The sequence below is a fragment of the Anaerobium acetethylicum genome, assembly GCF_900096945.1.
In the GTDB taxonomy this organism is placed as follows: Bacteria; Bacillota; Clostridia; order Lachnospirales; family Lachnospiraceae; genus Anaerobium; species Anaerobium acetethylicum.
The window spans coordinates 1-26,917 of record NZ_FMKA01000032.1 but is presented as its reverse complement, the minus strand read 5'-3'; the positions used below and the strand labels follow the sequence as shown (position 1 = coordinate 26,917).

Below are 26,917 nucleotides of genomic sequence, written 5' to 3'. Positions count from 1 at the left end.
GATAATTACAACGTTTTAACATCATCTCCCATCGCGCAAATGCGCTTCCATACGGAGCATTTTTTATCTCATAGAACGAACTTTGCTATAAGATAAAAAAAGCACGTCCAGCCTTTCGGCTGTCCGTGCTTTTTTCCTGCATATGCAGTTGGATCTCTATAAATTATTTATAAAGCTCTACTAATCTTAACAGATGTTCATAACGTTCGTTTGCAGCTTTTTCAGATTCGCTGAAAAGTTTTTCTGCACGTTCCGGGAATGAACGAGCTAAACGAGTGTAACGTGTTTCATTGTTCAGGAATGCCTGGTATGATCCGTCACCTGGTTTAGATGTCAATGTGAACGGATTCTTTCCTTCTGCTTTAAGAGCAGGGTTGAAGGAGAAGAGGTTCCAGTATCCAGCTTTAACAGCTGCTTTCATTTCATCCTGGCAGTGGTTCATTCCACCTTTAACTCCGTGGAGTTCACAAGGTGCATATCCGATGATCAATGATGGTCCTGGATAAGCTTCTGCTTCTGCAATGACCTTAACAGTCTGTGCAGGGTTAGCGCCAAGAGCGATCTGTGCTACATATACGTAACCATAGCTCATAGCGATTTCAGCAAGGCTCTTCTTGCCAATTTCTTTACCTGCAGCAGCAAACTGGCAAACTTCACCGATGTTTGAAGCTTTAGATGCCTGTCCACCTGTATTTGAGTACATTTCTGTATCGAATACAAATACGTTTACGTTTTCTCCTGAAGCAAGTACATGGTCAAGTCCACCGAATCCGATATCGTATGCCCATCCGTCGCCACCGAATACCCATACGGATTTCTTAGCGAGGTACTGTTTCTTTTCAAGAACTTCTGCACAAACTTCACATCCTGCAGCTTCGCCTTTTTCAAGTTCAGCTACTACTGCATCTGCAGCTGCGGCATTTTCTCTTGTGATGTCTTTTGTTTCCATGAACTTAGCAATAGCAGCTTTAAGTTCTGCAGGTGCTTCTTCAGAAGCAGCCATTTTTTCAAGTTTAGCAATAGCCTGGTCACGAAGAGTCTTCTGTCCAAGGTACATACCAAATCCATGTTCTGCATTGTCTTCAAATAAGGAGTTCGCCCAAGCTGGTCCTTTTTTGGAGTCTTTGTTTACTGTATATGGACAAGTTGCAGCAGGACCGCCCCAGATTGAAGAACATCCTGTTGCATTTGAAATATACATCTGTTCGCCGAAAAGCTGAGTGATTAGACGAGCGTAAGAAGTTTCCGCACATCCTGCACAACTTCCTGAGAACTCAAGGAGCGGCTGGTTGAACTGTGATCCTTTAACAGTTGTATCAGCTGGCATTCCAGGTTTTTTGCCTACGTTAGCAACTAAGTAGTCAAATACTGGCTGTTCATGCAGCTGTGATTCCTGAGGAACCATCTTGATAGCAGCTGCAGGACAAACTGTGATACATTCTCCACATCCCATACAGTCAAGAGGAGTTACGCTCATTGTAAATTTGTATTCGCCAGCTTTTGGTTTCATGTCTGCAAGTTTGATGTTTGAAGGAGCTGCCTTCACTTCATCTTCGCTGAGCATGAATGGACGAATTGTAGCATGTGAACATACGAATGCACACTGGTTACACTGGATACATTTTGTAGCATCCCATTCTGGAACGTTTACAGCAGTACCACGTTTTTCGTATGCAGCAGCACCGAGTTCGAACTGTCCGTCAGCAATGTCTGCGAATGCAGATACAGGAAGGCTGTCACCATCCATCAATGCGATAGGATTCATAAGTTCTTTAACCATCTTAACTGTTTCAGGACGTCCTGCAAGATCTGCTTCTGGAGCATCTGCTTCTGGGTTTGCCCATGATGCTGGAACTTCTACTTTATGAAGAGCGTCCACACCAGCGTCGATTGCTTTGTAGTTCATTTCAACGATAGCATCGCCTTTTTTGCCGTAAGATTTCTTAGCAGCATATTTCATGAAGTCGATTGCATCTGCGATTGGCATAACGTTTGCTAATTTGAAGAATGCTGACTGAAGGATAGTGTTGGTACGTTTACCCATACCGATTTCAGTTGCTTTATCAATAGCGTTGATTGTGTATAACTGAATGTTGTTATCTGCAATGTATTTCTTTGCAGCAGCATTTAATTTTGAATCAAGTTCTTCGTCTGTCCACTGGCAGTTGATCATGAAGATTCCGCCTGGCTTAACATCCTGAACCATCTTGAATCCTTTAAGGACATATGAAGGCTCGTGGCATGCTACGAAGTCAGCCTGGTTGATGTAGTATGGGCTCTTGATTGGTTTGTCGCCAAAACGAAGATGGGAAATAGTGATACCGCCTGTCTTCTTTGAGTCATACTGGAAGTATGCCTGGATGTATTTATCTGTGTGATCACCGATGATCTTAGTAGAGTTCTTGTTAGCACCAACAGTTCCGTCACCGCCAAGACCCCAGAATTTACATTCTACAGTACCTGCAGCAGATGTGATAGGAGCTGGTTTCACTTCTGGTAAGCTTAAGTGCGTAACATCATCTACGATACCAACTGTGAAACGTGATTTAGGAGCATCGTTGTTTAATTCTGTAAATACAGCGAATACTGATGAAGGAGGAGTATCTTTTGATCCAAGTCCGTAACGGCCGTTTGTAACGATTACATCGTTCATTCCTGCTTCACGAAGTGTTGTAGCAACATCAAGGTAAAGAGGTTCTCCTAATGCGCCTGGTTCTTTAGTACGGTCAAGAACAGCGATTTTCTTAGCTGTTGCAGGAATTACTTTAAGAAGGGCTTTAGGTGACCATGGACGGTATAAACGAACTTTAACAAGACCGACTTTTTCGCCTGCTGCTGTTAAATAATCGATAACTTCTTCAGCTACGTCACAGATAGATCCCATAGCGATGATAACGCGTTCTGCATCTGGAGCTCCGTAGTAGTTGAATAAATCATAGTTTGTTCCTAATTTTTCATTTACTTTTGCCATGTATTTTTCAACAACAGCTGGTAATTCATCGTAAACTGAGTTACATGCTTCACGATGCTGGAAGAAAACGTCACCATTTTCATGAGAACCACGCATTGCTGGTTTTTCCGGATTTAATGCATGTGCACGGAAAGCTTTAACGGCATCCATGTTGCACATTTCTTTAAGATCAGCATAATCCCATGTTTCAATTTTCTGAACTTCGTGGGATGTACGGAATCCGTCGAAGAAGTTGATGAATGGAACTTTACCTTCAAGTGCAGCAAGATGTGCAACTGGGCTTAAGTCCATAACTTCCTGTGGATTTGTTTCAGCTAACATAGCAAAACCTGTCTGACGACAAGCATAAACGTCACTGTGATCACCGAAGATATTGAGTGAGTGGGATGCTACTGTACGAGCAGATACGTCGAATACGCAAGGAAGCTGTTCACCAGCGATTTTGTACATATTGGGGATCATCAGAAGAAGACCCTGTGAAGCTGTAAATGTTGTAGTAAGAGCTCCGGCAGCAAGAGAACCGTGGACTGTTCCTGCAGCACCTGCTTCAGACTGCATTTCAACAACCTTAACCTGGTTGCCAAAAATGTTTTCACGTCCTTCAGCAGACCACTGGTCAACAAAATCGGCCATTGGGCTTGAAGGTGTGATTGGATAGATACCGGCAACTTCAGTATACGCATACGCTACATGAGCAGCCGCCGTATTGCCGTCCATTGATTGTTTAGATCTAGACATTTCAAATTTCCTCCTATTTTATAACGGTCGTAATTTCCTTTTTATCATCGTTAATTCTATCACTAAATTCAGGGTTTGTAAAGGTTTAAGCCCGTTTTGAAGGTTGTTTCACTGGCCGTCAAATTCCGTCCCTGTTTCCGTGAAAGCCCATAAACACGGGGGTTAGAGGGTTTTATCCGGAAATGCCGGTTGCTCCCGGCAGGCTTTCAGACTGTACTTTTTCGCGTACAACGCAGATTTCCGGATAATCAGGCTTCCTGGTACAGCTCTTTCAACACCTTTATTTCCCGGGCATATCCATCGATTTCATTAGGCGTTTCCAGAAAAAACGGCAGCCCGCTCAGCTTGGGATGGTTGATAATTCTCGCCATCGCCTCAATTCCAATGGAGCCTTCTCCTATCTTTTCATGCCTGTCTTTGTGGCTGCTGAAAGGATTTTTGGAATCGTTCATGTGGATGGCCTTCAGCTTGTCAAGCCCTATGACCCGGTCGAATTCTTCCAGCACTCCGTCCAGGTCATTCACGATGTCATACCCGGCATCATAGACATGGCAGGTATCCAGGCAGACTCCCATTTTCTCCTGTCTTTCGACCTGATCAAGGATTGCCTTCAATTCCTGAAACCTGCTGCCGACTTCACTGCCTTTTCCCGCCATGGTTTCAAGCAGAACGACCGTCGTCTGCTCCGGCTTCAGCAGCTGGTTCAGCATCCCCGAAATATAGTCGATGCCGGTTTCAACGCCTTGTCCCACATGGCTTCCCGGATGGAAATTATAAAAATTCCCCGGTGTGAACTCCATGCGCTTCAGGTCGTCCTCCATTGTCTGAACTGCAAATTCCCTGATCTTTTCGTCAGCGGAGCATGCGTTCAGTGTATAGGGCGCATGGGCAAGTATGACGTCGATTCCATTCGTTCCTGCCAGCTCAAGAAACTGCGTTACATCCTTTTCGTCAATGTCCTTTGCCCTGCCGCCTCTTGGATTTCGTGTAAAAAACTGAAAGGTGTTGGCTCCGATTTCCAGGGCCTGCCTTCCCATTGCTGTGTATCCTTTTGATGATGATAAGTGACAACCTATTGTTAACATAACTTTCTCCTTAATTAGTCCTATATTGCGGGAATCCGCTGCCGCCTGTATTACCTGCCTGCTGCCTGCTTACGGCTGCCGGACCGGTTACAGCCTGGTTACAGCCCGGTTATAGCCTGGTTACAGCCTGGTTACGGCCTGGTTGCGGCCTCCTTCAGATACCCTTCCACCACATTCAGCATCTCTGCGATATCCTCTTTCGTGTGCGCATTCGAAAGGAACACTGCCTCGAACTGGGACGGCGCAAGATAGATTCCGTGTTCTATCATGTACCTGAAATATCTGCTGAATTCCTCCGTGTCGGAGGTTTTTGCAGTTCCGTATCCGGTCACCCGGGTTCCGGTAAAAAATACGCAGCACAGGGATCCGGTCCCCGTCACCTGGTAATTCTTTCCATACTTTTCAAAGAGATCCCTGAGTGATCTGCGCAACAAGTCGCCGAGGCTGTTGATGTGCCCGTAAATGGACGGGTTGTCCCTCAGAATCCTCAGTTCCGCGAGGCCGGCTGCCATTGCCATGGGGTTTCCGCTCAGGGTTCCTGCCTGGTAGACATTCCCCACAGGGGATACGCATTCCATGATTTCCCTTTTTCCTCCATAGGCGCCCACCGGCATTCCGCCGCCGATGATCTTTCCGAAGGTGGTCAGGTCCGGCCTGATTCCGTAATAGCCCTGGGCTCCGTCTGTCTGCAGCCTGAATCCCGTGATGACTTCGTCGAAAATCAGGACCGTGCCGTTGTCGGTACAGAGTTCCCTGAGTTTCTGTAAAAATCCTTCCTCCGGCTCAATGACGCCCATGTTTGCAGCGACCGGCTCGATGATCAGGGCTGCGATTTTTCCGTCATTTTCCCTGAACAGATTTTCCACGCTTTCAAGATCATTGAAGACCGCGCTGAGGGTGTCTTTCGTGCAGCCGGCCGTCACTCCCGCGCTGTCCGGAACGCCTGCTGTCATGACTCCCGATCCGGCCTTCACAAGAAGGGCATCGCTGTGGCCATGGTAGCAGCCTTCAAATTTGATGATCTTATCCCTTCCCGTATATCCTCGTGCCGCACGGATCGCGCTCATGACTGCCTCTGTTCCGGAATTGACCATGCGGACCATCTCTATGGAAGGCACCAGGCTGCAGATCAGCTCCGCCATCTCCACCTCAGCTTCCGTTGCGGCCCCGAAACTCAGGCCGTTTTCCGCCGCCCTGATAACGGCTTCCCGGACCTCCTGATTGTTGTGTCCGAGAATCATGGGCCCCCAGGAGCCAACGTAGTCCGTATAACGGTTTCCGTCGACATCATATATATATGCCCCGTCGGCCCTGCTGATGAACTTTGGATTCAGGCCTACGGATCTGAATGCACGTACCGGGCTGTTGACGCCGCCCGGTATGCAGGTTACCGCTCTTTCAAAAAGCTGCTCCGATCTTGACATCATCCGATTCTCCCTTCATCCATGAATTTTGCAAGTTCCTTTGCATAGTAGGTCAGCAGGATATTTGCTCCCGCCCTGTAGATGCAGGCGGCCGTTTCGCATATCATGGCTTCTTCCCCGATATAGCCCATCTTTGCGGCAGCCTTGATCATGGCATATTCGCCGCTGACGCTGTAGGCCGCTACGGGGATGTTGACCATGTCCGCCGCTTCCCTGACAATGTCGAGATAAGCAAGAGCCGGCTTCACCATGACGATATCGGCACCTTCGCTGACATCCGCAAGGATCTCCTTCATGGCTTCCTTCCTGTTGTGATAATCCATCTGATAGCTCTTCCTGTCTCCGAAGGAAGGCGCCGAACCTGCCGCCTCCCTAAATGGTCCGTAAAAGGAAGAGGCGTATTTCGCCGAGTAGGCCATGACCGGCAGGTCCATGTAGCCGTTTGTATCCAGGGTTTCCCGGATGGCACGCACCCTTCCATCCATCATGTCAGAAGGCGCCACCATGTCGGCACCGGCCTGGGCGTGGGACAGGGCAATTTTCGCCAGGTAGGGAAGGGTCTTGTCGTTGTCCACCTTTTCCCCGTCCAGGATCCCGCAGTGTCCGTGGGACGTGTATTCGCACATGCACACGTCGGTGATATAGCAGAGCTCCGGGCATTCCTGCTTTGCCCTGCGCAGTGCCTTCTGGATGATTCCGTCCTCCAGGAATGCGCCGCTTCCACACTCGTCCTTTTCATCCGGAATCCCAAAAAGCATGACGCTGCCGACGCCCGACCGGGCAATCTCCTCAAGGGCATAGGGAAGCATATCCACGCTATACCGGAACTGCCCCTCCATCGACATGATCTCCTCCCTGATTCCAACTCCTTCCCTAACAAAAACAGGGTAGATCAGGGATGATTTGTCCATCCTGGTCTCCCTCGCCATATTTCTGATTGTGGCACTGCCTCTCAATCGCCTCGGTCTGTTCAGCATATCCATATTCCAAGTCCCTCTTTCCTCTCTATTTTGATCCGCCTGTCAAATCTCCCATACGCCCATCGCTACACTATGAACGAAAACTGCTTATTGACACCATATAATTTATTGGTTTCTTTGTATTTGTTATAACAAACACCATAAAGTAGCGAGATCGAGACTTTATCGAGATACGACCTCGTCTGTCAAAATCTCTCTCACAAGGTTCAGCTTCATCAATTTGCACCTTCGCCAGCTATCACGCAGTGATGCAAAACATGATTCAATGAGCAGCTTTAAAACAAAGTGATTTCGCCGCTTGAACTCCACTAACCAAAAACTTGAAGGCGAAAACACTTTGCAGTGCGGAGGGCTGATTGACGATAGTCAATCAAATACCACAAGCCCGACTGCACATCCCCCGAAGGGTTTTCATATCATAGGACTCTCCTATGATATGAAGACGTTGGTACTTAGGCCGCGTACTTTGCGGCCTTACGTACCACTACGTCTTAATCTAAGCGAGAGCGCGCTGCGAATGAACATGTATTGCATCACGTCACGTCCTCCTGTAACGCTCGCTTCGTCAATTTGCACCTTCGCCAGCTGCAGCACAGTCATACAAAACATGATTCAATGAGCAGCTTTATGAAGACGTTGGTACTTAGGCCGCGTATTGTGCGGCCTTACGTACCACTACGTCTTCATCTAAGCGAGAGCGCGTTGCGAATGAACATGTTTTGTATGACGTCCTCATTCCCGAAAACCCTGCAAATTGACTTCAATAACCTTGTCCACCAGGCTGTCTATGGTGGCCTCCTTTGAAACAGCGATCTCCATCCCGTGTGCTTCTGCTTCCCTTCCGGTCTGCTCTCCGATGCATACGGCTTTCATCCCGGCAATATCCCGGCCTTCCATGGCCATTGCAAATCCCCTTACCGTAGAAGCGCTGGTAAATACCACCAGGTCATCCGGTTCCGGCTCTATGCCTTCACCTTTCACATAAAGGGTTTCGTAGGCTTCGATGATATCGCAGGGGATTCCCTTTTCCTCAAGCACGCTGACTGCATCGCTTCTGGTTCCCTTCGGGGCAAAGGCAAGGACTCTCCTGCCCTTTTGGACAAGTCCCGATAGCCCCTCGCCCAGTGCCTTTCCATTGTAGCTTTCGGGCATGTATTCCACCAGTACTCCATGGCTCTCCACTGCTTTTCTGGTTGCGTTTCCGATGGCCGCGAAGCGGATTCCACCCAGGGTTCTGATGTCCTGCCTGATTCTGGACAGATGGCTGAAAAAGCTGTCAACGGCTGCGTCGCTGGTGAACACGATCCAGTCGTAGTCTCCGATTCTCTTCTCTGCCATTTCCCATGCATCTCCAAAATCCACGGGAGCGGTCTGTATGGCCGGCAGCTTGATCACTTCCGCTCCCAGTTCACAGAGGCGCTCCGCCAGCTCCGAATTCTTCGCCTTTGGCCTGGTGATGATGACTCTTGCGCCTCCCAGAATCCGGTCCTCGGCCCAGTGGAACTTCTCCGCCAGGCTGCATACCTTTCCGACTATGATGATTCCAGGGGTTCCTGCTGCCGCAAGCCTGGCTTTTTCAGGAAGGGTAAGCAGGTCTGCCACCACCCTCCGCTGCCTCGGGGACGTTCCTTTTTCAAGTACGGCCGCGGGGGTTTCCGGGGGCATGCCGGCTTCCATCAGCCCGCTGCAGATATTCTCAAGCTCGCCGATTCCCATGAGGAAGACCAGGGTGGCATCCCCCAGGGCGGCAAGGCTTCTGAAATCTACGGGCTCGCTGCTGCCCTTTTTTTTATGAGCGGTAATAATATGAAGCGAAGAGGTGAAATCCCGGTGGGTTACCGGAATCCCGGCATAAGCGGCTACGGCTATGGCCGAAGTGACGCCCGGCACCACCTCGAAGGGAATTCCATTTTCCTGCAGGAGCTCCAACTCTTCCCCTCCGCGCCCGAAGAGGAAAGGGTCGCCGCCCTTCAGACGCACGATCCGGCCTCCCTTTTTTGCCTCCTCCAGGAGGATCCTGTTGATTTCCTCCTGGACCACCTTATGGTTCCCGGCCTTTTTTCCAACATCTATCTTTTTCGCATGTTCGGGCATCATCTGCAGGATTCCCGTTCCCACAAGGCTGTCATATACCACCACATCCGCCTTTTTCAGAACATCGGCTCCCTTTAACGTCATCAGCCCTTCGTCATAGGGCCCTGCCCCGACAAGCCAGACTTTCCCAGTGTTCATCATGAAAGTCCTCCCTTCATCCTTACTGCCAGGACCTGCCCCAGCTGTTTCGCCTCTGTCCTGTCTCCTGTGATGGAATCCACCAAATGCTCCTTCGTATCCTCGTTAAAATAAAGCCCTGTGAGCTTCAGCTTTTCTCCGTCGACCGTTGCATAGGCGGCAATCGGCGACGAACATCCTCCGTCCAGGGCCGCCACAAAGCTTCTCTCCGCCTCAGCCGCAAAGGCCGTATTCCTGTCATTGACCGCTTCCAGGAAGCTTACGTCAAGGTCCCGCCTTGCCTGCACCGCAAGGATGCCCTGCCCGGCAGCAGGCACCATCTCCTCCGGAGAAAAATACCTGCTGATCCTGTCCTCCAGTCCTGCCCGCATCAGCCCAGAGGCCGCCAGCACAAGGGCCGAATATTCCCCCCTGTCCAGCTTGTCGAGGCGGGTTATGATATTCCCCCTGATGCTTTTCAGGCCTGCTTCCGGGTACATGTCCCGGATCTGCAGCTGGCGCCTTGCACTTGAAGTGCCGATTGCATCCATCCCGTCCAGGGTTCCTGGATCCTTCTGTCCCGCCGGCATCACCAGCACATCCCTTGGGTCTCCCCGCATAAAGAACGCGGCTATGGGCAGTTCGGGATTTTCCTCCATGGGCATATCCTTCAGGCTGTGCACGGCGATGTCGATTTCCCCTGCCAGGAGGCCCTGGTCAAGTTCCTTTACAAAAAGGCCTTTCCCGCCGATCTTGTCAAGGGTCTTGTCAAGAATCATATCCCCCGTCGTTTTCCTGGTCACCAGCTCCAGCTCAATGCCCGGATTCGCCCTTCTTATGGCTTCCATGACAAGTTTGGTCTGCGCCACAGCCAGCACGCTGTCGCGGCTCCCTACGATTATTTTCCTCTTTTCCATCCGAACCTCCTCAGGCAGACGGCATATGCTTGCCGGAATGCCTTTCAAACTATTACAGAAGTGAAAGCACTTCTTCTATTTTTTCCCTGATTTTTTTCGCGAGCCTGTGGTCGCTGCCGCTGCTCGTCACCCCGATCACCACGTCGTCCTGCACGATGGTCCCGGGAAAATAGAAATCGCATTCTTCCTTTTTGTCGCACACGTTTACCGTGATGCCTCTCTTTTTTGCATCCAGGTATACCCGGTGGTTTACCTCCCTGCTTCCGGTGGCTGCAAGGATGAAGAAAGCATCCCGGCAGTCCTCCGCTTCATACTCTGCGGGCTTCCACTCCAGGATCCCCTTGTCAGCACAGGATCGCAGCACGTCGGATATCTCCGGCGCCACCAGGGTGATCCGGCACCTGAATTTCAAAAGGGCTTCCACCCTCCGCGTTGCGATGGTGCCTCCGCCGACCACCACAATCTTCTTATCCTCTAAATCCACAAACATTGGAAAATAGTCCATTTCCTCTCCTGTCTGCCCGGCTTCCCGGGCCCTGTCCCGTATCATCTGCTCCGCCTGCCCTTTGACGGGCCGGATGATGTCACTCCATCTCTTCTGAAACCTTGTGAAAAGCCTTTATGCACTGGTGCCACTGGGCTTCGTCCATATGGTCCTTCGCCGCAAACATAAGCTTCTCTACGGATTTTTGGGTCGCGGCCTGTATGCTCTTCCTCAGCTCGGTTTCATCCTCCCTGGAGATCTGGATCTTCCTGTACTCCCTGGTCAGCTTCGCATCCGCAAGCTTTCCGGTCCTGGTTCCGATATGGTGGACTGCCTTCCTGTAGTCCCTGTCCCTGTACCAGGAAAAAAATTCCTCTCTGTACGTTTCCAGTATCTCTGCCGATTTCTGCAGCTCTGCTTCTCCGCAGCCGGTGTCCGTACCCAGGTCGTCCATATCGTAGACCTTTGCATAGGGCAGGCTCCCGATTTCCGGATCAATGTCCCTCGGGACCGCCAGATCCATGAACCTGTAGGTCCTGCTTTCCTCCATCCCGCAAAGATCTTCCTTCCGCACCGTCAGATGGGGACTCAGGGTTCCGCTGAAGATGAAATCCATTTCCCCGATGACGCTGTACCTTCTGTCGTAAGCAATGGGAGTGACCCCATCCGGTATCCTGACCTCTGCTTTTCTGTACTGCCTCAGGGTCATTGTGACGCTGCATCGGCTGGCCACGAGCTTTTCCGCCATCAGCTGGCCAATCTCACCGTTTCCGATTACCAGGCATCTTTTTCCTGCCAGCTCCCCTGTTTCCTGTTCCAGCAGTTCCAGGGCTTTGTCGGGAACCGAGGAATTCCTGTTTGTCAGCCTTACCTCTGACTTCACCCTCTTTGCACCGGTTATGGCAAGACGGAACAGGGTTTCAAGGACCTGGTCCGTATGCCCGGCTTCCCTGGCGTTCTGCAGGGCTGCCTTTACCTGGGTGAGGATCTGGTCTTCCCCAAAAATCTGGGAATGCATCCCGCAGGCAAGCTCGAAGAGATAGCCTGCGGCTTCCTTCCCGGAACGTTCCGCAAACATTCCGCCGTATGATTCCCTGTTGGAACCCATTTCTCCAATCAGCACCTCCCATGGCGATGCTTCCAGCCCGGAAAACCAGAGTTCCGTCCTGTTGCAGGTGGACAGGATCACACAGCCGGAGGCTCCGTACTCCTCCACGATTCTTTTTCCCAGCTTCGCGCCCTGGGACACCGTCAGGGAAAATTTCTCCCTTTCCTGTATGGACGCTTTGCCGCAATCTATTCCAATCATTAATATATTCATCATTTTCTCCATAACTCATTATTCTCATTGCCAGATCTGGGCAGTTACAAAAACAATATCATTTTCATTCAAAATCATCAAGTGCTATTGCACTGTACAAATAGTCTGCCATTATGAATTATGATATACTGAAGGAAACTTAGCTATTGAATGGAGGAACCATTATGGACGAGAAGAACAAAGCCATCATCATTGCCGGCCACGGCACAGCCCATGCTGAGAGCCCGGCGTACAGACCTGACATGCTGAAAAGCCTCATTTCTGAACGTTACCCTGACTATTTGGTAATCGAAACCCATACAAGCCCGAAAATCATCAGTTCCCTGTCCGCCTCAGGTACCCCTCTTTCCACTGTCACGGAAATCCTTTCTTCCCTGGAATCCAGACATTTTGAGGAAGTCATCCTGCTGTCTGCCCATCTGATTCCCGGCCTTACTTACGAGGAATTCAGGGCCCTGATTTTGCCCTTCAGGGACAGGTTCCCCCGTTTTGCATACACCCTGCCGCTGCTGTCCTCAAAGGAGGACATGGATGACATGGTTACCGGAATCCTCAGCGAATTTTCCGCCCTGCCCGCCGATACTGCCCTGCTCTTCATGGGACACGGCTCCGGTTCATCTGGAAACGGCGCATATCGCTATACAAGCGAAAGGTTCCGGTCATTACCAGGCTGCAGGATTTTCCTGGAAACCATGAATTCCCATTCTCTGGAACCTGTTATGGAGGAGCTGGAAATTCGGGGCATACGCAGGATCATCCTTGCGCCCTTCATGATGGTCTCCGGTGTCCATGCCCGGCGGGATATGGCCGGGGATGGCCCCGGATCCTGGAAATCCATTCTGGAAGCACATGGATATTCCGTTTCTGTTCTTCAGAAAGGGCTGGGGGACTATGGATTTGTCCAGCGAATGCTGCTGGACCGCCTTTTTACCGTCCAGTTCACCGCTCCGGCTTCAGAACTTTTTGACAGCGAGCAGAAGGGCTGCTGATCTGGGACCCAGTTCCAGCACTCCTCCTGCCTCCGGCATTTCCGTTTCAATTTCCTTTTCAGATTCCAGCTCCCGGTCCTGCCCTTCGGCTCCGCTTTCCGCCTGATATGTATCGACGGCGACCCGCCACCCGAGAACTGCCGGCAGTTCCGGCAGAACCATCTCCTGTTTTTCCCAATAGGTATTGATTGCGATATAGACGATGTCATCCTCCGTATCATCCAGGTTCCTGCCTGCAAACATGACGCCCAGCACCCTCGTCTCCTCCCAGTTATCCAGATGCCATGGCTGCACGCCGTGCCTGCTGAAATGGGGAAAGCCGCAGTGGGCAGGCCCGGTCTTCCTGCTCATGACCGGATGCATCCGCCGCAGCCTGATCATCCTTCTGAAGAACTCGAAAAGGTCCCTGTTGTCCTCTGGCATGTTCCAGTCGAGCCATGAGATCCTGTTGTCCTGGCAGTAGGCGTTGTTATTTCCATACTGGGTATTCCCAAACTCGTCCCCGGCCAGGATCATGGGTGTCCCGTGACTGGAAAAAAGCACCAGGACCGCATTTTTCACCATCCTCCGGCGCAGCTCCAGAATTTCCCTATCCTCCGTGGGCCCCTCCACGCCGCAGTTCCAGCTGTTGTTGCTGTTCTCCCCGTCCGTATTGTCCCAGCCGTTGGCCTCGTTGTGCTTCCTGTTATATGTATACAGGTCGTTCAGGGTAAATCCGTCATGGCAGGTGATAAAATTCACGGAAGCGCCGCATCCTGTATGGTCATCCTCATACATATCCCGGGATCCCGCAATCCTCTCGGCGGCTGTATGAGCCAGGCCAGCATCGCCCTTCAGGAATCGCCTGATATCATCCCTGTATTTTCCGTTCCATTCCGACCACCTGTTCCAGGAAGGGAATGTCCCCACCTGATACATCCCTCCCGCATCCCAGGCTTCGGCGATCAGCTTCACCCTGGCCAGGATCGGATCAAAAGCCAGATTCTTCAGCAGGGGCGGATTGCTCAAAGGGGAACCGTCCTCGTTACGGCCGAGAATGGACGCAAGATCGAAGCGGAAGCCGTCGACCCTGTATTCCACCACCCAGTAGCGGAGACATTCCAGTATCATCCGCTTTACAATGGGGTGGTTGCAGTTCAGGGTGTTTCCGCACCCGCTGAAGTTGTAGTATTTTCCTTCAGGATCCAGCATATAGTACACATTATTGTCAAATCCCTTCAGGGAAATATAGGGACCCAGCTCATTCCCCTCGGCCGTATGGTTGAATACCACATCCAGGATTACCTCTATTCCATTTTCATGAAGCTTCTTAATCAGGGTCTTCAGTTCCCTGCCTTCCCGGTTATACTCCGGTCTTGCAACGTAGCTGGTATTCGGCGCGAAAAAACAGACCGGATTATACCCCCAGTAGTCGAAAAGCTCCCGCCCCTCCACCGCCATGATATCCCGCATCTCGTCGAATTCAAAAATAGGCATCAGCTCCACAGCATTGACGCCCAGCTCGAGCAGGTATGGGATTTTTTCCGTTAGTCCGTCAAAAGTTCCCGGATTTTTCACGCCCGAGGATGGATCGATGGTGAAGCCTCTCGTATGCAGTTCATAGATGACCAGGTCTTCTGCCGGAATGCAGGGCTGCATTGAGTCGCCCCAGTCGAAGTCGCTGGCAACTACCCTTGCCCTGTACTGCATGCCATACTGCGGCTTCCTGCCCCATCTGTGCTGACCTGCCACTGCCTTTGCATAGGGATCCAGAAGGTATTTCGTGCTGTCGAATATCAGCCCTTTTTCAGGATCGTAGGGCCCGTCTGCAAGATAGGCATACTCGAATTCTTCGATATCAAGCCCGAATACAATCATGGACCAGACATTCCCGATCCTGTAGTTCTCCGGAAATGGAAGCACCGCATAAGGCTCCGTCTCCTCTCTCCTGAACAGCACCAGTTTAAAGGAATATGCATTCTGGGAATGGACAGTAAAGCTCACCCCTCCCGGAATCACGAATGCACCATCTTCATTATAGAATCCCGGCCTTACCTGAAAGCCGCCAATCTCCCCGACAGGCTTCAGATTTTCCACATATATGTTATGAAGGTCATCCTCATTGATCTGATTCTCAAACATCCTCTTCCTATTGTCCATCCAACCCTTTCCTTTCCGTTCTTTCCGCACATGTCCCATGCCTGAACTCTGCCCGTCCGCCTGGCGTTTTCATTCCAAAGCTCCCTTATACATAGCAAGATTATCCACAAGTCACAGAATAACAAACTTCAAAAATATTAGTTTCTGTATTCTCTATCTGTTTTATCCACATTTTATCAACAATTTCCACATTCATCAATATTTAATAGACAATTATCCACATTCAAAGAGTATTGACTTGTTTTTTCCACATATTCAATTGCCTGCATTCTGCCATAATGATAAAATAAAAAAAAGAGGCTTTGCAGCTTCCATTCCCATTTTTAAGAGGAGGAAAACGCCATGAAACTCAACTATAAAAAAACCTTCCTGATCGGCCTGGCTTTCTTCTCAACCTGTGCCTTCTGGCAGCTGTATGATACCGTTATCCCCCTGATCCTTTCAAAAACCTTCGGGCTGAAGGAAACCATAACAGGTGCAGTCATGGCTCTGGACAATGTCCTCGGCATATTTTTGCTGCCGCTTTTTGGCGCTTTATCGGACAGGACCCATACAAAACTGGGAAGACGCATGCCCTTCATTATACTGGGCAGCGCAGTTTCCATCACCTTTCTGCAGCTGATTCCTGCTGCTGACAACTCCAGGAATTTCATACTGTTCTTCTTTGCCCTCGGCACGATACTTGTCGCGATGGGAACATACCGTTCACCGGCAGTTGCCCTGATGCCCGATGTGACGCCGAAACCACTGAGGAGCAAGGGAAATGCCATCATAAACCTGATGGGGACAATGGGCGGATTCTGCACCCTTATCATGATCAGCCTCCTGGTTCCGAAAACCGGAAAGCCGGATTATACGGCTCTGTTCGCCTGCGTCGGTGCGCTTATGGCTCTTGCGGTAGCCGTCCTTGCCATCACCACCCGGGAAAATGCTTTGGCTGAGGAAAATGAAAAGATCAACACTGCCCTGGATATGGAAAACGGGGTAACAAATACTAGTGCGGGAAGTCCGGGTGCCGCTATGCCGCGGGAGGTCCGGAAAAGCCTTGCTATGATTCTGCTGTCCATCTTTTTGTGGTTCACCGCTTACAATGCGATTACAACCGCCTACTCAAGATATGCAGTCAACATATGGGGGCTCCAGGGCGGGAGCTATGCAAATGCCCTGCTGATTGCAATCGCCGTATCGACTATATGCTTCATCCCCATCGGCTATGTCTCCACCCTGATCGGCAGAAGAAAGACTATTCTCATCGGCATTGTGCTCATCACCATTTCCTATCTTTTGGGAGTCCTGATCAGAGCCTATTCGCCCCTTATTTATATCATCTTTGCCTTTACCGGCGTAGGATGGGCTTCCATCAACGTCAACTCTTATCCCATGGTCGTGGAGATGAGCCGGGGCTGCGACGTGGGGAAATATACAGGTCTGTACTATACCTTTTCCATGCTGGCGCAAATTGTCACACCGATCCTGTCAGGCTTTCTGCTGGAAAGGTTCTCCTACAGGACACTTTTCCCTTATGCCGCGACATTCTCGATCCTCTCTTTTATCACGATGCTGCAGGTGAAGCACGGGGATTCGAAGCCGCCGAAGAAGATGGGAGTCCTGGACCATTTTGATGACGGGGAATAGTTACGATACCAGAATAAAATCAAATTTTTTAAGGAGAAAAAAAATGTATACCATAAAGCAAGTTGCCCAACAAACAGGGCTCACAGCCCACACGATCCGGTACTATGACAGGGAAGGCCTGATTCCGCTTCTGACGCGTTCCGAAAACGGGATCAGGCAGTTTTCCCAGGATGACATCGACTGGATCAATCTTATCTGCTGCCTGAAAAACTCCGGCATGTCCATCCAGACGATCAAAGAATTCATGCAGCTCTGCCTTGACGGCGAAGCTACCGGCGAGGAACGGAAAGCCCTCCTCATGGAACACAGGAAGCATATACTGGAGCAGATGGACGTCTTACGTGACAGTCTTTCGATTGTGGACTACAAGATCAGCCATTATCAGGAGATCGGCATTTTCCATCTCCACAGGTAGCACGCAGCTCCCTCGAACGTTTAGAGTGTCAAAAGCACATCGTAAACCTCGGCTTCGTCAATTTGCACATTCGCCAGCTATCACTCAGTGATGCAAAACATGGTCTCCAGCACTCCACCAGCTTCTCCAGTGAATATGCCGCATTCGCAGGGCTTGTTGAGGGAAGTCTGACGATTTCTTTTCCCGTCCTGTCATAGCAGTATCTGACGTACAATTCATATGCCTTGCCGCCATTTGCATAAATGGTTCTGATATTTGTTTTCTCCAGCAGCCCCGCAATATCATTCGGCACCACGTTCTGGATGGAGCTGTCGCTGGAGCCCTTGATGTCGCATGAATAGATCACGTCCCAGATGGCCACACGATGACGGAGCAGCATGTCCTTCTTTTCTTCAATGGTACCAGGTACCGGCTCCCCGAGCAGGATCGCCATAACCTGCCAGAAACGGTTTTTGGGGTGATGGTAGTAGAAGTTCCCCTCCCTCGATTTTACTGACGGAAAGGTGCCCAGTATCAATATTTCTGACTCCTGATTATAGACAGGTTCGAATGTATGTATCATATCAGTTTTCTTCCTCCAACAAAAAAAGTGGCTTCGCTGCTTTACAGCAGTTCCCTTTTGACATCCACGATCTCAGCCTCCGTGATTTCCTCAATAAAGTTCAGAACATGGTCGATGACTCTGTCCGCAAAGGCAGCATCACCGGTGACGCAGGCCAGCCCCAGGACGATGCTCTGGTGGGTGTCCTGTTCCTCCACCTCTGAAATGGAAACGTTGAATTTGTTTCGCACCTTTGCGCATACGCTTTTTACGATCATGCGCTTTTCCTTTAGCGAGTGCACCCATGGCGCATACATTGTGATTTTTGCAGTACCTGTAACCATAAAAATCATCCTCTCTGAATCACTGCTCAGGGCTTCGGCCTTCCCAGTCCTGCTACTGAACAGCATCCTCTCTAAATTCTGATCCGCTCCCTGTCCGGGTGCTCTCCTGACCATCCGATCTGAGGCAGCGTCAGAATGCGGTACATGTCCTCTTCGCTTATTTCAAAATCATACACATCAAGATTTGCCTTCATCCTTTCGGCAGAGGATGCTTTTGGCAGCGGAAGTATCCCGTTCTGAAGGGCAAAGCCCAGACAGATCTGAGCCACGCTTTTTCCGTACTTTTCCGACATCTCAATCAGAAGCGGCTCGTTCATGACCCTTGTCCTCCCAAGGGGGCTCCATGCCTCCACCAGAATTCCGTTGGCCTGGCAGTAATCCACTGCGGCCTGCTGGGTATAGCCCGGATGGTATTCCAGCTGGTCCACCATGGGCTTATGATTCGCTTTCGCCGCAATGTTCATCAGATGGTGGGGCAGGAAATTGCTCACGCCGATTGCCTTTATGCTGCCTTCCTCATAGAGGCGCTCCATGGCTTTCCAGGTCTCCCTGTCAAGTTCTCTCCATGAGTCGGAGGTCAGGTCGAAAATCGGCCAGTGTATGAGATAAAGGTCCAGATAGTCGGTCCCCAGGTTGTCCAGTGACTTTTCAAATGCCCTTAAGGTATTGTCGTACCCCAGCTCCTCCTTCCATACCTTCGATGTCAGAAACAGCTCCTGCCTGGAGATTCCCGCTTCCCCGACTGCCTGTGCGATTTCCCTTTCATTGAAATAAAAGGCTGCCGTATCTAGATGCCTGTACCCCTGCCTGAGTGCCTCGATAATAACCTCCCTGCCGTTCACGTCCGTTGACCGGAAGGTTCCAAACCCGATCTGCGGTATCCGTACCCCGTTATATAATGTGAAATATTTGTCCATTTTGGTTCCTCCTGCTCTTTTCTATTTCATACATTATAACATAAGACAGCACCGATTAGCCAAAGCTATCCGATGCTGTCTTTATTCGTTTATACCTGGGTCCTGTAACTATTCAGGACTACGTCCTTCATAGTCACATATGAGGCACGCAAATTGCAAAATCAGCAATTTGACGCACGAATGTCTCGGGTTTTTATGCAAAATCAGCGTAAAAACACCTCGCGAGACAGGGGTTCTGAACAGTTACAAGCTCCTTTACTGTCTGCCTCCGCAGCTTTTCCGCTGCTGCGCCGAGCAGCCTCCTGAACAGCCGGGGCATGAATTATTCCTCATGCTCTTTATGGATTTGTATGCTCCGAATCCTATTGCTGCAAAAAACAGGACTCCTACTATAATCGTCGGCATCATAATGCTCTCTCCTCTCCTGCTAAGACTCCGGCTCTTCCGGATTCCCTTCCGCCCCTCCTGATCAAATAAAGGACAAGGCCTGCTATCACAACTGTTACGATGACAGCCGGTACGAAACCAACTGCAAATTTTCCATACACCACCAGGGTCCCAATCTGGGTCACCAGCATGGCAAGGGTATAACCCACGCCCAGCTGGAACAGCACTGCCCTTTTGAGCCATTTTTTACCGCCAAGCTCTGAATTCATCGCCCCGATTGCGGCAAAACACGGCGGCGTAAACAGGTTGAATACAAGGAAGGACAGGGCTGTCACTGGCGTGAACAGTTCCGAAAGGGGACCTCCTGCCATATGGAGCGCATCATCCGATGCTGCAAGGATGATGGCGAAAGTGGCAACCACGTTTTCCTTTGCGATAAATCCTGTAAGGATGGGCGCTGCCATCTGCCATCCCACGAATCCCAGGGGCAGCAGCAGCGGTGCCAGAATTCCTCCCACTGACGCCAGGATGCTTGCACTCTGGTCCTCCACGACTTTCAGGTTCCAGCTGTAGGTCTGCATGAACCACACGAGGGTGTTCATCACAAGAATAATCGTGGATGCTTTGATAATGAAAGCTTTTGCCTGGCGGAACATCTGTCTGAAGGCATGCTTCAGACTTGGAATTTTGTATTCCGGAAGCTCAAAAATAAAGGTCGAAGTACCTTCAAATCCAAATATCCTCTTCAGGAGCAGTCCGCCAATGATAATCAGCACTCCTGCAATGACATACATGCCCGGGAACACCCAGGCTGCACCCGGGAAAAATACCGCCGCCATCAATGCGATGACCGGCAGCTTTGCGCCACAGGGCACAAAGGGCGTAAGCATGGTGGTTACTTTCCTCTCATTTTCATCCTCTATTGTCCTTGCGGCCATGACGCCGGGAATCGAGCAGCCTGTGCCTACGATCATGGGAATGACCGACTTTCCAGACAGCCCGATGCGTTTGAAATAACGGTCCATGATTACCGCGACCCTCGCCATGTAGCCGCTGTCTTCAAGCAGTGCAAGGCAGAAGAACAGCACCATAATCAGGGGAATGAATCCCAGCACCGCTCCCACGCCTCCGATGGCACCGTCTACGATCAGAGCTTGCATAAGCGGATGGACACCGATGCCTTCCAGAAATCCGTTTACGGCATCAGGGACAATGGCTCCAAACAGGGTGTCGTTGATATATCCTGAAACCAAGCCTCCGAATCCGCTGATGGAAAATGCATATACCGCCCACATGATCAGGGCAAAAATAGGAAGCCCCAGATAGGTATTGGCGACGATGCGGTCGACCTTGTCGGAAAAAGTGATCCTGTTTGTTTTTGCATTCTTTACATAACATTTTGCAACAATCTTTTTGATGTATTCCTGTCTTGCCCTGTCTTCGCTTTCAGCGCTGTTTTCCGCCGCTTCTCTCCCTGATGACTTTGTTCCCTTCTTTATTCCCGCCTCTGCATTTTCACGTCTTCCTGCAAATTCAGGCGCCTCCTGTTTTCCGAATTCCGAAGCCCTGACCGCTTTTGAAACCAGCTCTTTCAGGCCTTTTCCATCGTTGGCTGTAATTTCTGCAACTTCACATTTCAGCATCCCGGAAAGGGCCTCTGCATCAATGCTGTCGCCGCGCTTTCTCACGATGTCCTGCTTGTTAAGGGCGACCACCACCGGTATGCCGAGCTCCAGCAGCTGGGTCGTGAAGAAAAGGCTTCTTTCAAGGCTTCCGGAGTCTACGATATTGATAATGACATCCGGATTCTCTTCCATGACGAAATCCCTGGTGATGGCTTCCTCTCCCGTATACGGGGATATGGAGTATGCGCCGGGAAGGTCGGTTACGGTTATTCTGCTGCCGCCACGGGAAGATCTTCCCACTCCCTGTCCGCATTCAGACCCTGTTCCTCCGCCCTGCTTCAGACGGGTGAATGCCCGCTTCAGGGCTGCTTCCTTCTTCTCGACCGTTACTCCGGCCCAGTTTCCTACATATTCTGTCTTTCCCGTCATTGCATTAAATAAAGTGGTCTTCCCCGAGTTTGGGTTTCCCGCCAGTGCTATCTTCATGAACTTTCCTCCTGTTTATGATGTTCTATATTTTGAAATCAATAGTCATTCTCAATAAGTGTGTTAACAAAAAGTCTGCTTTTGCAGACTCAAGCCGAGTTCAGCCGCTTTAGCGGACTCGCCACTTCCATTCCTTTTAAGCTATTTCGATTGCCTTAGCCATCTTCCCGTCAATTGCATATCTGCTTTCTTTTACGCTTATGATGTAGTTGTTCGCGAGAATTGAAATAAGGGTAATCTCCTCTCCCTCGGAACAGCCTAATGTGAATAAGAATTTTCTGATCTTCTCATTTCCTGAAACAGCCTTTATATGGCCGGTATATCCTGGTTTTGCTTTAAACAGCGGCATACGATTTCTCCTCTCCTTGTTGCTTGTTTTGTTTTGCAAATGATAATCATTTTCATTTATATGTATCATACCTTACTTTTTTCCTGGTGTCAATCTCATTTTTCAAAAACCCAGGCAGCTTCTTTTTCAACTTCCATAATCTGGACTGCACATCCAGCACGGCGTTATTCCTCCTGGGACGCAAGTCTCTTTAAAACGCGAAGCAGCACCGGATAGCTTTGGCTAATCGGTGCTGCTTCGCGTCAGGCACATGCCCGTTTCTTTTCTCTTTAATCAAACACGATTCTCTCTTCTTCCGGTTCGAAATCCTTCCTTCCGGGCTCACCGCCGTCTATCCAGCATTTCAGTATCCTACGAAAACACCTTCATATTCTTGAGATTGACCTCGTAAGTGCCTGTATCTATATATCTTTCTACCGTTTTGCCTTCGAAAACATCCATCAGCTTTTCGATGGAAATTCCGCCCCAGGCAAAAGGCCTCTGGGAAATGGCCGACTGGATATATCCTTTTGAAATATATTCTGCGATTTCTTCCGTATAATCCACCGTAACGACCTCAAGACCGGCATTATGCTTTTTCATGTATTTTGCGAAGCTGAGCCCCCAGCCGACGTTTGTTGCAAACAGCAGTTTTGTTTTCGGATATTTTTCCAGCAACTGTCTGATGTAGTTCTCGGCTTCCGCTGAATCCGGTTCTCCCGGCGCAAGATATTCATGGATCCGGATATCTGAGTCTTTCAGTTCCTGGATGCAGCCCGATGCCCTGTCCTCTATGGCATCGATTTTACCGTTTTCCCATCGGATCACGGCCATCTCGCCTGTTCCTCCCAGGATTTTTTTAATCACTTTTCCTGCGTGATGGCCACAGGCTATGGAATCAGTACCAATCAGGAATTCATAATCAATATTGTCGAATTTAGACTGGATAAATACGATTTTCACACCTTTTCTGCTGATTCTTGCAATCCGCTCGGCAACTCTCTTATCATTGATCGGGGAGATACATAGCCCATCATAGGTACCTGACTCTATCTTATCCAGAATCCCCAGCATCTGCCGTATCCCTTCTTCTCCCCTTTTCTTCGGTGCATGAATTTCGATGTCTAATTCGAATACCTTGCCCATCTTATAGGCTTCCTTTTCGGCAGGTTTCCAGAACGGGTCATCAAGATCCCACACCATGGCAATCCTCTTCTTCTTTTCTTCTACGATATCCACCTGCACGCTTCCGGTCATCTTGTCCATAGCATATACTCTGTCTGACAGATTTCTGATCGTCCTGACCATCAGGTTCAGCTTATTGACCTGGTCCATGGTCAGCGTCGCCACTTCCTCTGTGGAAGCAGTGGACTCTGCAATTACAGAAGCGATTCCGCCAATTGAGGTGACCATCAAATCCTTCCTTTTCAGAATTTCTTCCACATTGCTGCTGTAGCTGACCTGGCTCTCAACAAAGCTTCCGACGCTGGAACTGATGGTTTCGAAGGACTTCACAACTTCCTCTCCCGCTTCCTTCTGCACCAGAAAGGTTTCCTTCGACTTGCTGATCAGTTTCTGAAGCGCTTCAAGTTCTCCCGCAATCGTCTGGACCGTTACGTTAATATTTTCGCTTGCCTTGCGGCTTTCTTCGGAAAGCTTTCTGACCTCCTCGGCAACAACGGCAAATCCCCTTCCGGCTTCTCCCGCTCGGGCCGCCTCAATGGAAGCATTCAGGGAAAGAAGATTCGTCTGTTTTGAAATGCCGTGGAGCACATCGGTTATCTCGTTGATTTTCTTGCTTTTGTCCATCAGGGAACTGACCTCTTCGCTGATATTCCTTACGACATCCTTGAACACATCCTGGCTCTGGACCAGATTCTCTATGGATTTCCTGCCATGGTCCCCCTGGCGTTCGATCTCCCTTGCATTCTCCAGGGTCTGCTTCGAATCGTCATCCATAAGCATGATGCGCTTCACGAAATCATCCAGAACACTCATGCAGAGGATTACCTCTTCTTCCTGCGCCACTGCGCCATCTGCAATATATTCTGCCGCTTTGTTCACATGGCCGGATATCTGCGTGATATCCGAAGTGATGCCGTCGAGTTTTCCCGTTACCGATACGGCATCCTGCAGTTCCCTGACAAAACTTGTAAAATAATTCCTGTACTTCTGGTACACTTCATAACTCATATTCTGCTGATTGAAATCCTGCAGTTCCTCCTTGAAATCCCAGGCCTTCATTTTTCCAGCAATATACGCATCCTCTTTTTTTATTTTCTTCCCAAATACCATAAAATTCATAACCTCCCTGTTTTCATCTGCTGCACAAGAATCTGATCCATGTGCGTGAATTTTATTTACGGTGTCGTGTCGCTTCTCTATCTCGCCATCAGGTAAACCGTCTCCATATCTTCCCTGTCCAGCTTTTTGAATCCGCCGATTGTCCTGGTATCCCTGTAGCTGCATTTATATGCCAGTTCCCTGATCTGCTCTTCCGTGGCTTCAATGCCAAGCTCTCTGAGCGATACAGGCATGCCGATATTGCGGAAATAGTCCTCCATCGCCTCGATGCCGGCGACTGCTGTCTTTTCAGGATGGGCAAAATCATTGGTGCATCCCATGACATTTACAGCAAACTGGACGAATCTGCTGACGTCCTCCTGATACACGTACCTAGCCCAGCTGCCCCATACGGCCGCCAGGCCTGCTCCATGGGCAACGTCGAACATGCCGCCCAGCTCATGCTCAAGCTGGTGGCATGCCCAGTCTCCCTCTGTGCCGCATCCTGTAAGACCGTTATGAGAAAGGCTGCCGGCCCACATGATCTGGGCTCTTGCATTATAGTCCATGGGATTTTTCAAAGCATCCTTACCGCTGTACATGACCGTCCGAAGCAGCCCTTCCGCAAGGGAATCTGTCAGCATGGTATCTTTTTCATGGGTAAAATACCGTTCCATGGTGTGCATCATAATATCCGTCACGCCGCTTGCTGTCTGATAGGCCGGCAGGGTATAGGTCAATTCCGGATTCATGATGGCAAACCTGCATCTGCTCAGATCCGAACTATATCCTCTTTTCAGCCAGCCGTCTTCGTTTGTCAGAACCGAAGAATCGCTCATTTCGCTTCCCGCAGCAGACAATGTCAACACAGCTCCCAGGGGATAGCATGCACTTGCCTGGGCTTTTTTTGCATAGAAGTCCCACACGTCACCGTCATAAGCCAGGCCGTATGCGATGGCTTTCGCCGAATCGATAACGCTGCCACCTCCCACTGCCAGGATAAAGTCCACGCCTTCTTGCCTGCAGAGGGCAATCCCCTCGTAAACCTTGGAGATACGCGGGTTTGGCACCACGCCTCCAAGCGTCGTGTAGGCGATTCCTGCCGCATCAAGAGATCCGCATATGCTCTTTAAAAGACCTGACTTTTCGGCACTCTGGCTTCCGTAGTGTACAAGTACTTTTTTACATCCCTGCTGTTTTACCAGTTCTCCTGTCTGATTTTGTGCATCCTTCCCAAAAACCACCCTGGTGGGTGCATAATAACTGAAATTCTTCATCGCTTGCCTCCGTCGTCACTATTTTTTCTTCTAAGCTGATTATAGCATCTTGCGTTGCTTATGTTCAATCTTGTTCGTTTATTTTTATATTAGCCAAAAGCATCTATTATTTTTTGTACACAGTATGAAACGGATGACTGGTACGCCAGAATCAATCCTGAAATAGACCATGAAAAAGGAAGTGCTATCTTAGAAGCTATCATGGACAGAATCATTCACAACTCTTATGAGGTGAGAATCGATGGTAAGATATCCATGAGGGAGAGGTCATTCTAATCAGCAATCCATAGAGCAGATCGAGTTACTGGATAGCCAAGTTGATAAAATCGAATCCGAAATGAACGCGATTATGCTTTCTCTGGATTCTGTAATCATGACCATTCCTGGTATTTGCTATATAAATGGCGGCATGATTCCGGGTAAAATCGGAGATATTACTAGATTTCCAACACCTTGCAAGCTGCTTGCGTTCTCCGGGCTAGATCCTGCTGTTTATCAGTCAGGAAACTTTAATGCCAGTCACACAAAGATGTCGAAGCGGGGGTCGGGACCTCCACGCTATACATTGGTTAATGCAGCTCTTAATGCTGTTAGAAACAATCAGACATTTCATTTGTATTATGATAAGAATATGTCTGAAAGACGTACTCACTATAATGCTCTTGGACATTGTGCAGGTAAGTTAGTTCGCATTATCTATAAGATTCTGACTGACAACGTCCCTTTGAACTTAGACTAACAATCTGACCGATAATATAGATTTTCAAAAGCACCTTTGAGGAGCTTTATTAAAGTCAGCCATTTTCAGGTCAGAAAGAAAATATAAATATTTTGCTAATTTAGGGTTGACTTTTCATAGCTAGTCTCCTTTCCATATTAGTAGGTTTGTTTCCTCCCCTCTAATATGTACTTGGAGCCTAAAAATGTTGATTGCAAAAATGTAATTCCTTATTTAGTTTTTTAACGATATTTTTTTATCGTCATGTTAAGTTTGTTTACAGAGCGCCCTTAAAGCTGCTCTGTAACTCTTCATCAACAGATGCAAATGCCTGTGCTGAAGATACTGTAGCTTCACCAATAGAATTTACTAATTCCGGGAATTTATCCAAACTTTCCTTCATAGATGTATACATGTCGAAGTATGCATCCTGAGCAAGTCCATCCCATCCTTCAATAATTTCGTTAATCTTAGTATCAATACTGCTGAGGATATCTGCCAAATCTCCGCCGTATCCTATAAGATCATTTCCCTCGGATTCAAGTGTTTCTGGTGTGACTCTAATACTAGCCATTTTGTTGTCTCCTTTCAAAATAGAAAATTTTATTTAGTTTCGCATCATGCCAGATATTTCTTAAACCTTCTGCTCCAAGCGTTATGATATCTGCTGGAATTGGTGACACCTTCAGTACTTCCAAAGTA

22 protein-coding genes are annotated in these 26,917 nt (G+C 49.3%); 4 read left to right on the top strand and 18 right to left on the bottom strand.

All coding sequences use genetic code 11. The features are described 5' to 3' along the window. Positions 1-163: 163 nt before the first annotated feature. From nifJ to hemA, 8 genes are all read right to left on the bottom strand, one after another. Positions 164-3,709, bottom strand: coding sequence for a pyruvate:ferredoxin (flavodoxin) oxidoreductase (nifJ, locus tag BJR36_RS16445; RefSeq protein WP_091236376.1), 3,546 nt, complete (start codon positions 3,707-3,709; stop codon positions 164-166). A 248-nt stretch (positions 3,710-3,957) separates the two neighbouring features. Beyond that, positions 3,958-4,794, bottom strand: a complete 837-nt coding sequence (locus tag BJR36_RS16440) for a deoxyribonuclease IV (RefSeq protein WP_091236374.1) — start codon at positions 4,792-4,794, stop codon at positions 3,958-3,960. Positions 4,795-4,925: 131 nt separating this feature from the next. Then, positions 4,926-6,218 (bottom strand): glutamate-1-semialdehyde 2,1-aminomutase, encoded by a 1,293-nt coding sequence (gene hemL, locus BJR36_RS16435; protein ID WP_091236372.1) that lies wholly within the window; start codon positions 6,216-6,218, stop codon positions 4,926-4,928. After that, positions 6,218-7,201 carry a porphobilinogen synthase gene (gene hemB / locus BJR36_RS16430; RefSeq protein WP_091236370.1) on the bottom strand — a complete coding sequence of 328 codons (984 nt, stop codon included), beginning with the start codon at positions 7,199-7,201 and terminating at the stop codon, positions 6,218-6,220. Before hemB ends, hemL begins: the two co-directional genes overlap by 1 nt. A 729-nt stretch (positions 7,202-7,930) precedes the next feature. Continuing rightward, positions 7,931-9,433, bottom strand: a complete 1,503-nt coding sequence (cobA, locus tag BJR36_RS16425; protein WP_330387970.1) for a uroporphyrinogen-III C-methyltransferase — start codon at positions 9,431-9,433, stop codon at positions 7,931-7,933. After that, positions 9,430-10,326: a hydroxymethylbilane synthase gene (gene hemC / locus BJR36_RS16420; protein WP_091236368.1), complete on the bottom strand. Its 897-nt coding sequence runs from the start codon at positions 10,324-10,326 to the stop codon at positions 9,430-9,432. The genes cobA and hemC overlap by 4 nt, the downstream gene beginning before the upstream one ends. 52 nt (positions 10,327-10,378) lie before the next feature. Next, on the bottom strand, positions 10,379-10,876 hold the full coding sequence (locus BJR36_RS16415; RefSeq protein WP_091236367.1) for a precorrin-2 dehydrogenase/sirohydrochlorin ferrochelatase family protein: 498 nt from the start codon (positions 10,874-10,876) through the stop codon (positions 10,379-10,381). Positions 10,877-10,910: 34 nt separating this feature from the next. Beyond that, positions 10,911-12,131: a glutamyl-tRNA reductase gene (hemA, locus tag BJR36_RS16410; protein ID WP_169823755.1), complete on the bottom strand. Its 1,221-nt coding sequence runs from the start codon at positions 12,129-12,131 to the stop codon at positions 10,911-10,913. A 164-nt stretch (positions 12,132-12,295) separates the two neighbouring features. On the opposite strand from hemA, the gene BJR36_RS16405 reads away from it, so the two are divergent. Next, positions 12,296-13,120: a sirohydrochlorin cobaltochelatase gene (locus tag BJR36_RS16405; protein ID WP_091236362.1), complete on the top strand. Its 825-nt coding sequence runs from the start codon at positions 12,296-12,298 to the stop codon at positions 13,118-13,120. On the opposite strand, the gene glgX is transcribed toward BJR36_RS16405, so the two are convergent. Then, the gene (glgX, locus tag BJR36_RS16400) at positions 13,085-15,241 is read right to left on the bottom strand and encodes a glycogen debranching protein GlgX (RefSeq protein ID WP_207648896.1); all 2,157 of its coding nucleotides are present in this window, start codon (positions 15,239-15,241) and stop codon (positions 13,085-13,087) included. The genes BJR36_RS16405 and glgX overlap by 36 nt on opposite strands. Positions 15,242-15,601: 360 nt before the next feature. On the opposite strand from glgX, the gene BJR36_RS16395 reads away from it, so the two are divergent. Further along, complete coding sequence (locus BJR36_RS16395; RefSeq protein WP_091236361.1) at positions 15,602-16,894, top strand: MFS transporter; 1,293 nt, start codon at positions 15,602-15,604, stop codon at positions 16,892-16,894. 43 nt (positions 16,895-16,937) lie between these two features. After that, on the top strand, positions 16,938-17,309 hold the full coding sequence (locus tag BJR36_RS16390) for a MerR family transcriptional regulator (protein ID WP_091236359.1): 372 nt from the start codon (positions 16,938-16,940) through the stop codon (positions 17,307-17,309). 28 nt (positions 17,310-17,337) lie between these two features. Here BJR36_RS16390 and BJR36_RS16385 read toward each other — a convergent pair whose 3' ends face one another. From BJR36_RS16385 to BJR36_RS16350, 8 genes are all read right to left on the bottom strand, one after another. Then, positions 17,338-17,871, bottom strand: a complete 534-nt coding sequence (locus tag BJR36_RS16385) for a DNA-deoxyinosine glycosylase (protein ID WP_091236357.1) — start codon at positions 17,869-17,871, stop codon at positions 17,338-17,340. Between the two features lie 41 nt (positions 17,872-17,912). Next, positions 17,913-18,308 (bottom strand): DUF503 domain-containing protein, encoded by a 396-nt coding sequence (locus BJR36_RS16380; protein ID WP_330387969.1) that lies wholly within the window; start codon positions 18,306-18,308, stop codon positions 17,913-17,915. Continuing rightward, complete coding sequence (locus tag BJR36_RS16375) at positions 18,266-19,111, bottom strand: aldo/keto reductase (protein WP_091236356.1); 846 nt, start codon at positions 19,109-19,111, stop codon at positions 18,266-18,268. Before BJR36_RS16375 ends, BJR36_RS16380 begins: the two co-directional genes overlap by 43 nt. A 255-nt stretch (positions 19,112-19,366) precedes the next feature. Continuing rightward, positions 19,367-19,519, bottom strand: coding sequence for a FeoB-associated Cys-rich membrane protein (locus tag BJR36_RS16370; protein ID WP_091236354.1), 153 nt, complete (start codon positions 19,517-19,519; stop codon positions 19,367-19,369). Next, positions 19,516-21,609: a ferrous iron transport protein B gene (gene feoB / locus BJR36_RS16365; RefSeq protein WP_091236352.1), complete on the bottom strand. Its 2,094-nt coding sequence runs from the start codon at positions 21,607-21,609 to the stop codon at positions 19,516-19,518. Before feoB ends, BJR36_RS16370 begins: the two co-directional genes overlap by 4 nt. A gap of 136 nt (positions 21,610-21,745) precedes the next feature. Continuing rightward, entirely contained in the window at positions 21,746-21,958 is a 213-nt protein-coding gene (locus BJR36_RS16360; protein WP_091236350.1) for a FeoA family protein, read from the bottom strand. Between the two features lie 351 nt (positions 21,959-22,309). Further along, entirely contained in the window at positions 22,310-24,241 is a 1,932-nt protein-coding gene (locus BJR36_RS16355) for a methyl-accepting chemotaxis protein (protein WP_169823754.1), read from the bottom strand. A 77-nt stretch (positions 24,242-24,318) separates the two neighbouring features. Further along, complete coding sequence (locus tag BJR36_RS16350; RefSeq protein WP_091236400.1) at positions 24,319-25,497, bottom strand: iron-containing alcohol dehydrogenase; 1,179 nt, start codon at positions 25,495-25,497, stop codon at positions 24,319-24,321. Between the two features lie 337 nt (positions 25,498-25,834). On the opposite strand from BJR36_RS16350, the gene BJR36_RS21060 reads away from it, so the two are divergent. After that, entirely contained in the window at positions 25,835-26,236 is a 402-nt protein-coding gene (locus BJR36_RS21060) for a transposase (protein WP_334292929.1), read from the top strand. A gap of 256 nt (positions 26,237-26,492) precedes the next feature. Here BJR36_RS21060 and BJR36_RS16340 read toward each other — a convergent pair whose 3' ends face one another. Continuing rightward, complete coding sequence (locus BJR36_RS16340) at positions 26,493-26,789, bottom strand: WXG100 family type VII secretion target (RefSeq protein WP_091236347.1); 297 nt, start codon at positions 26,787-26,789, stop codon at positions 26,493-26,495. Positions 26,790-26,917 lie beyond the last annotated feature (128 nt).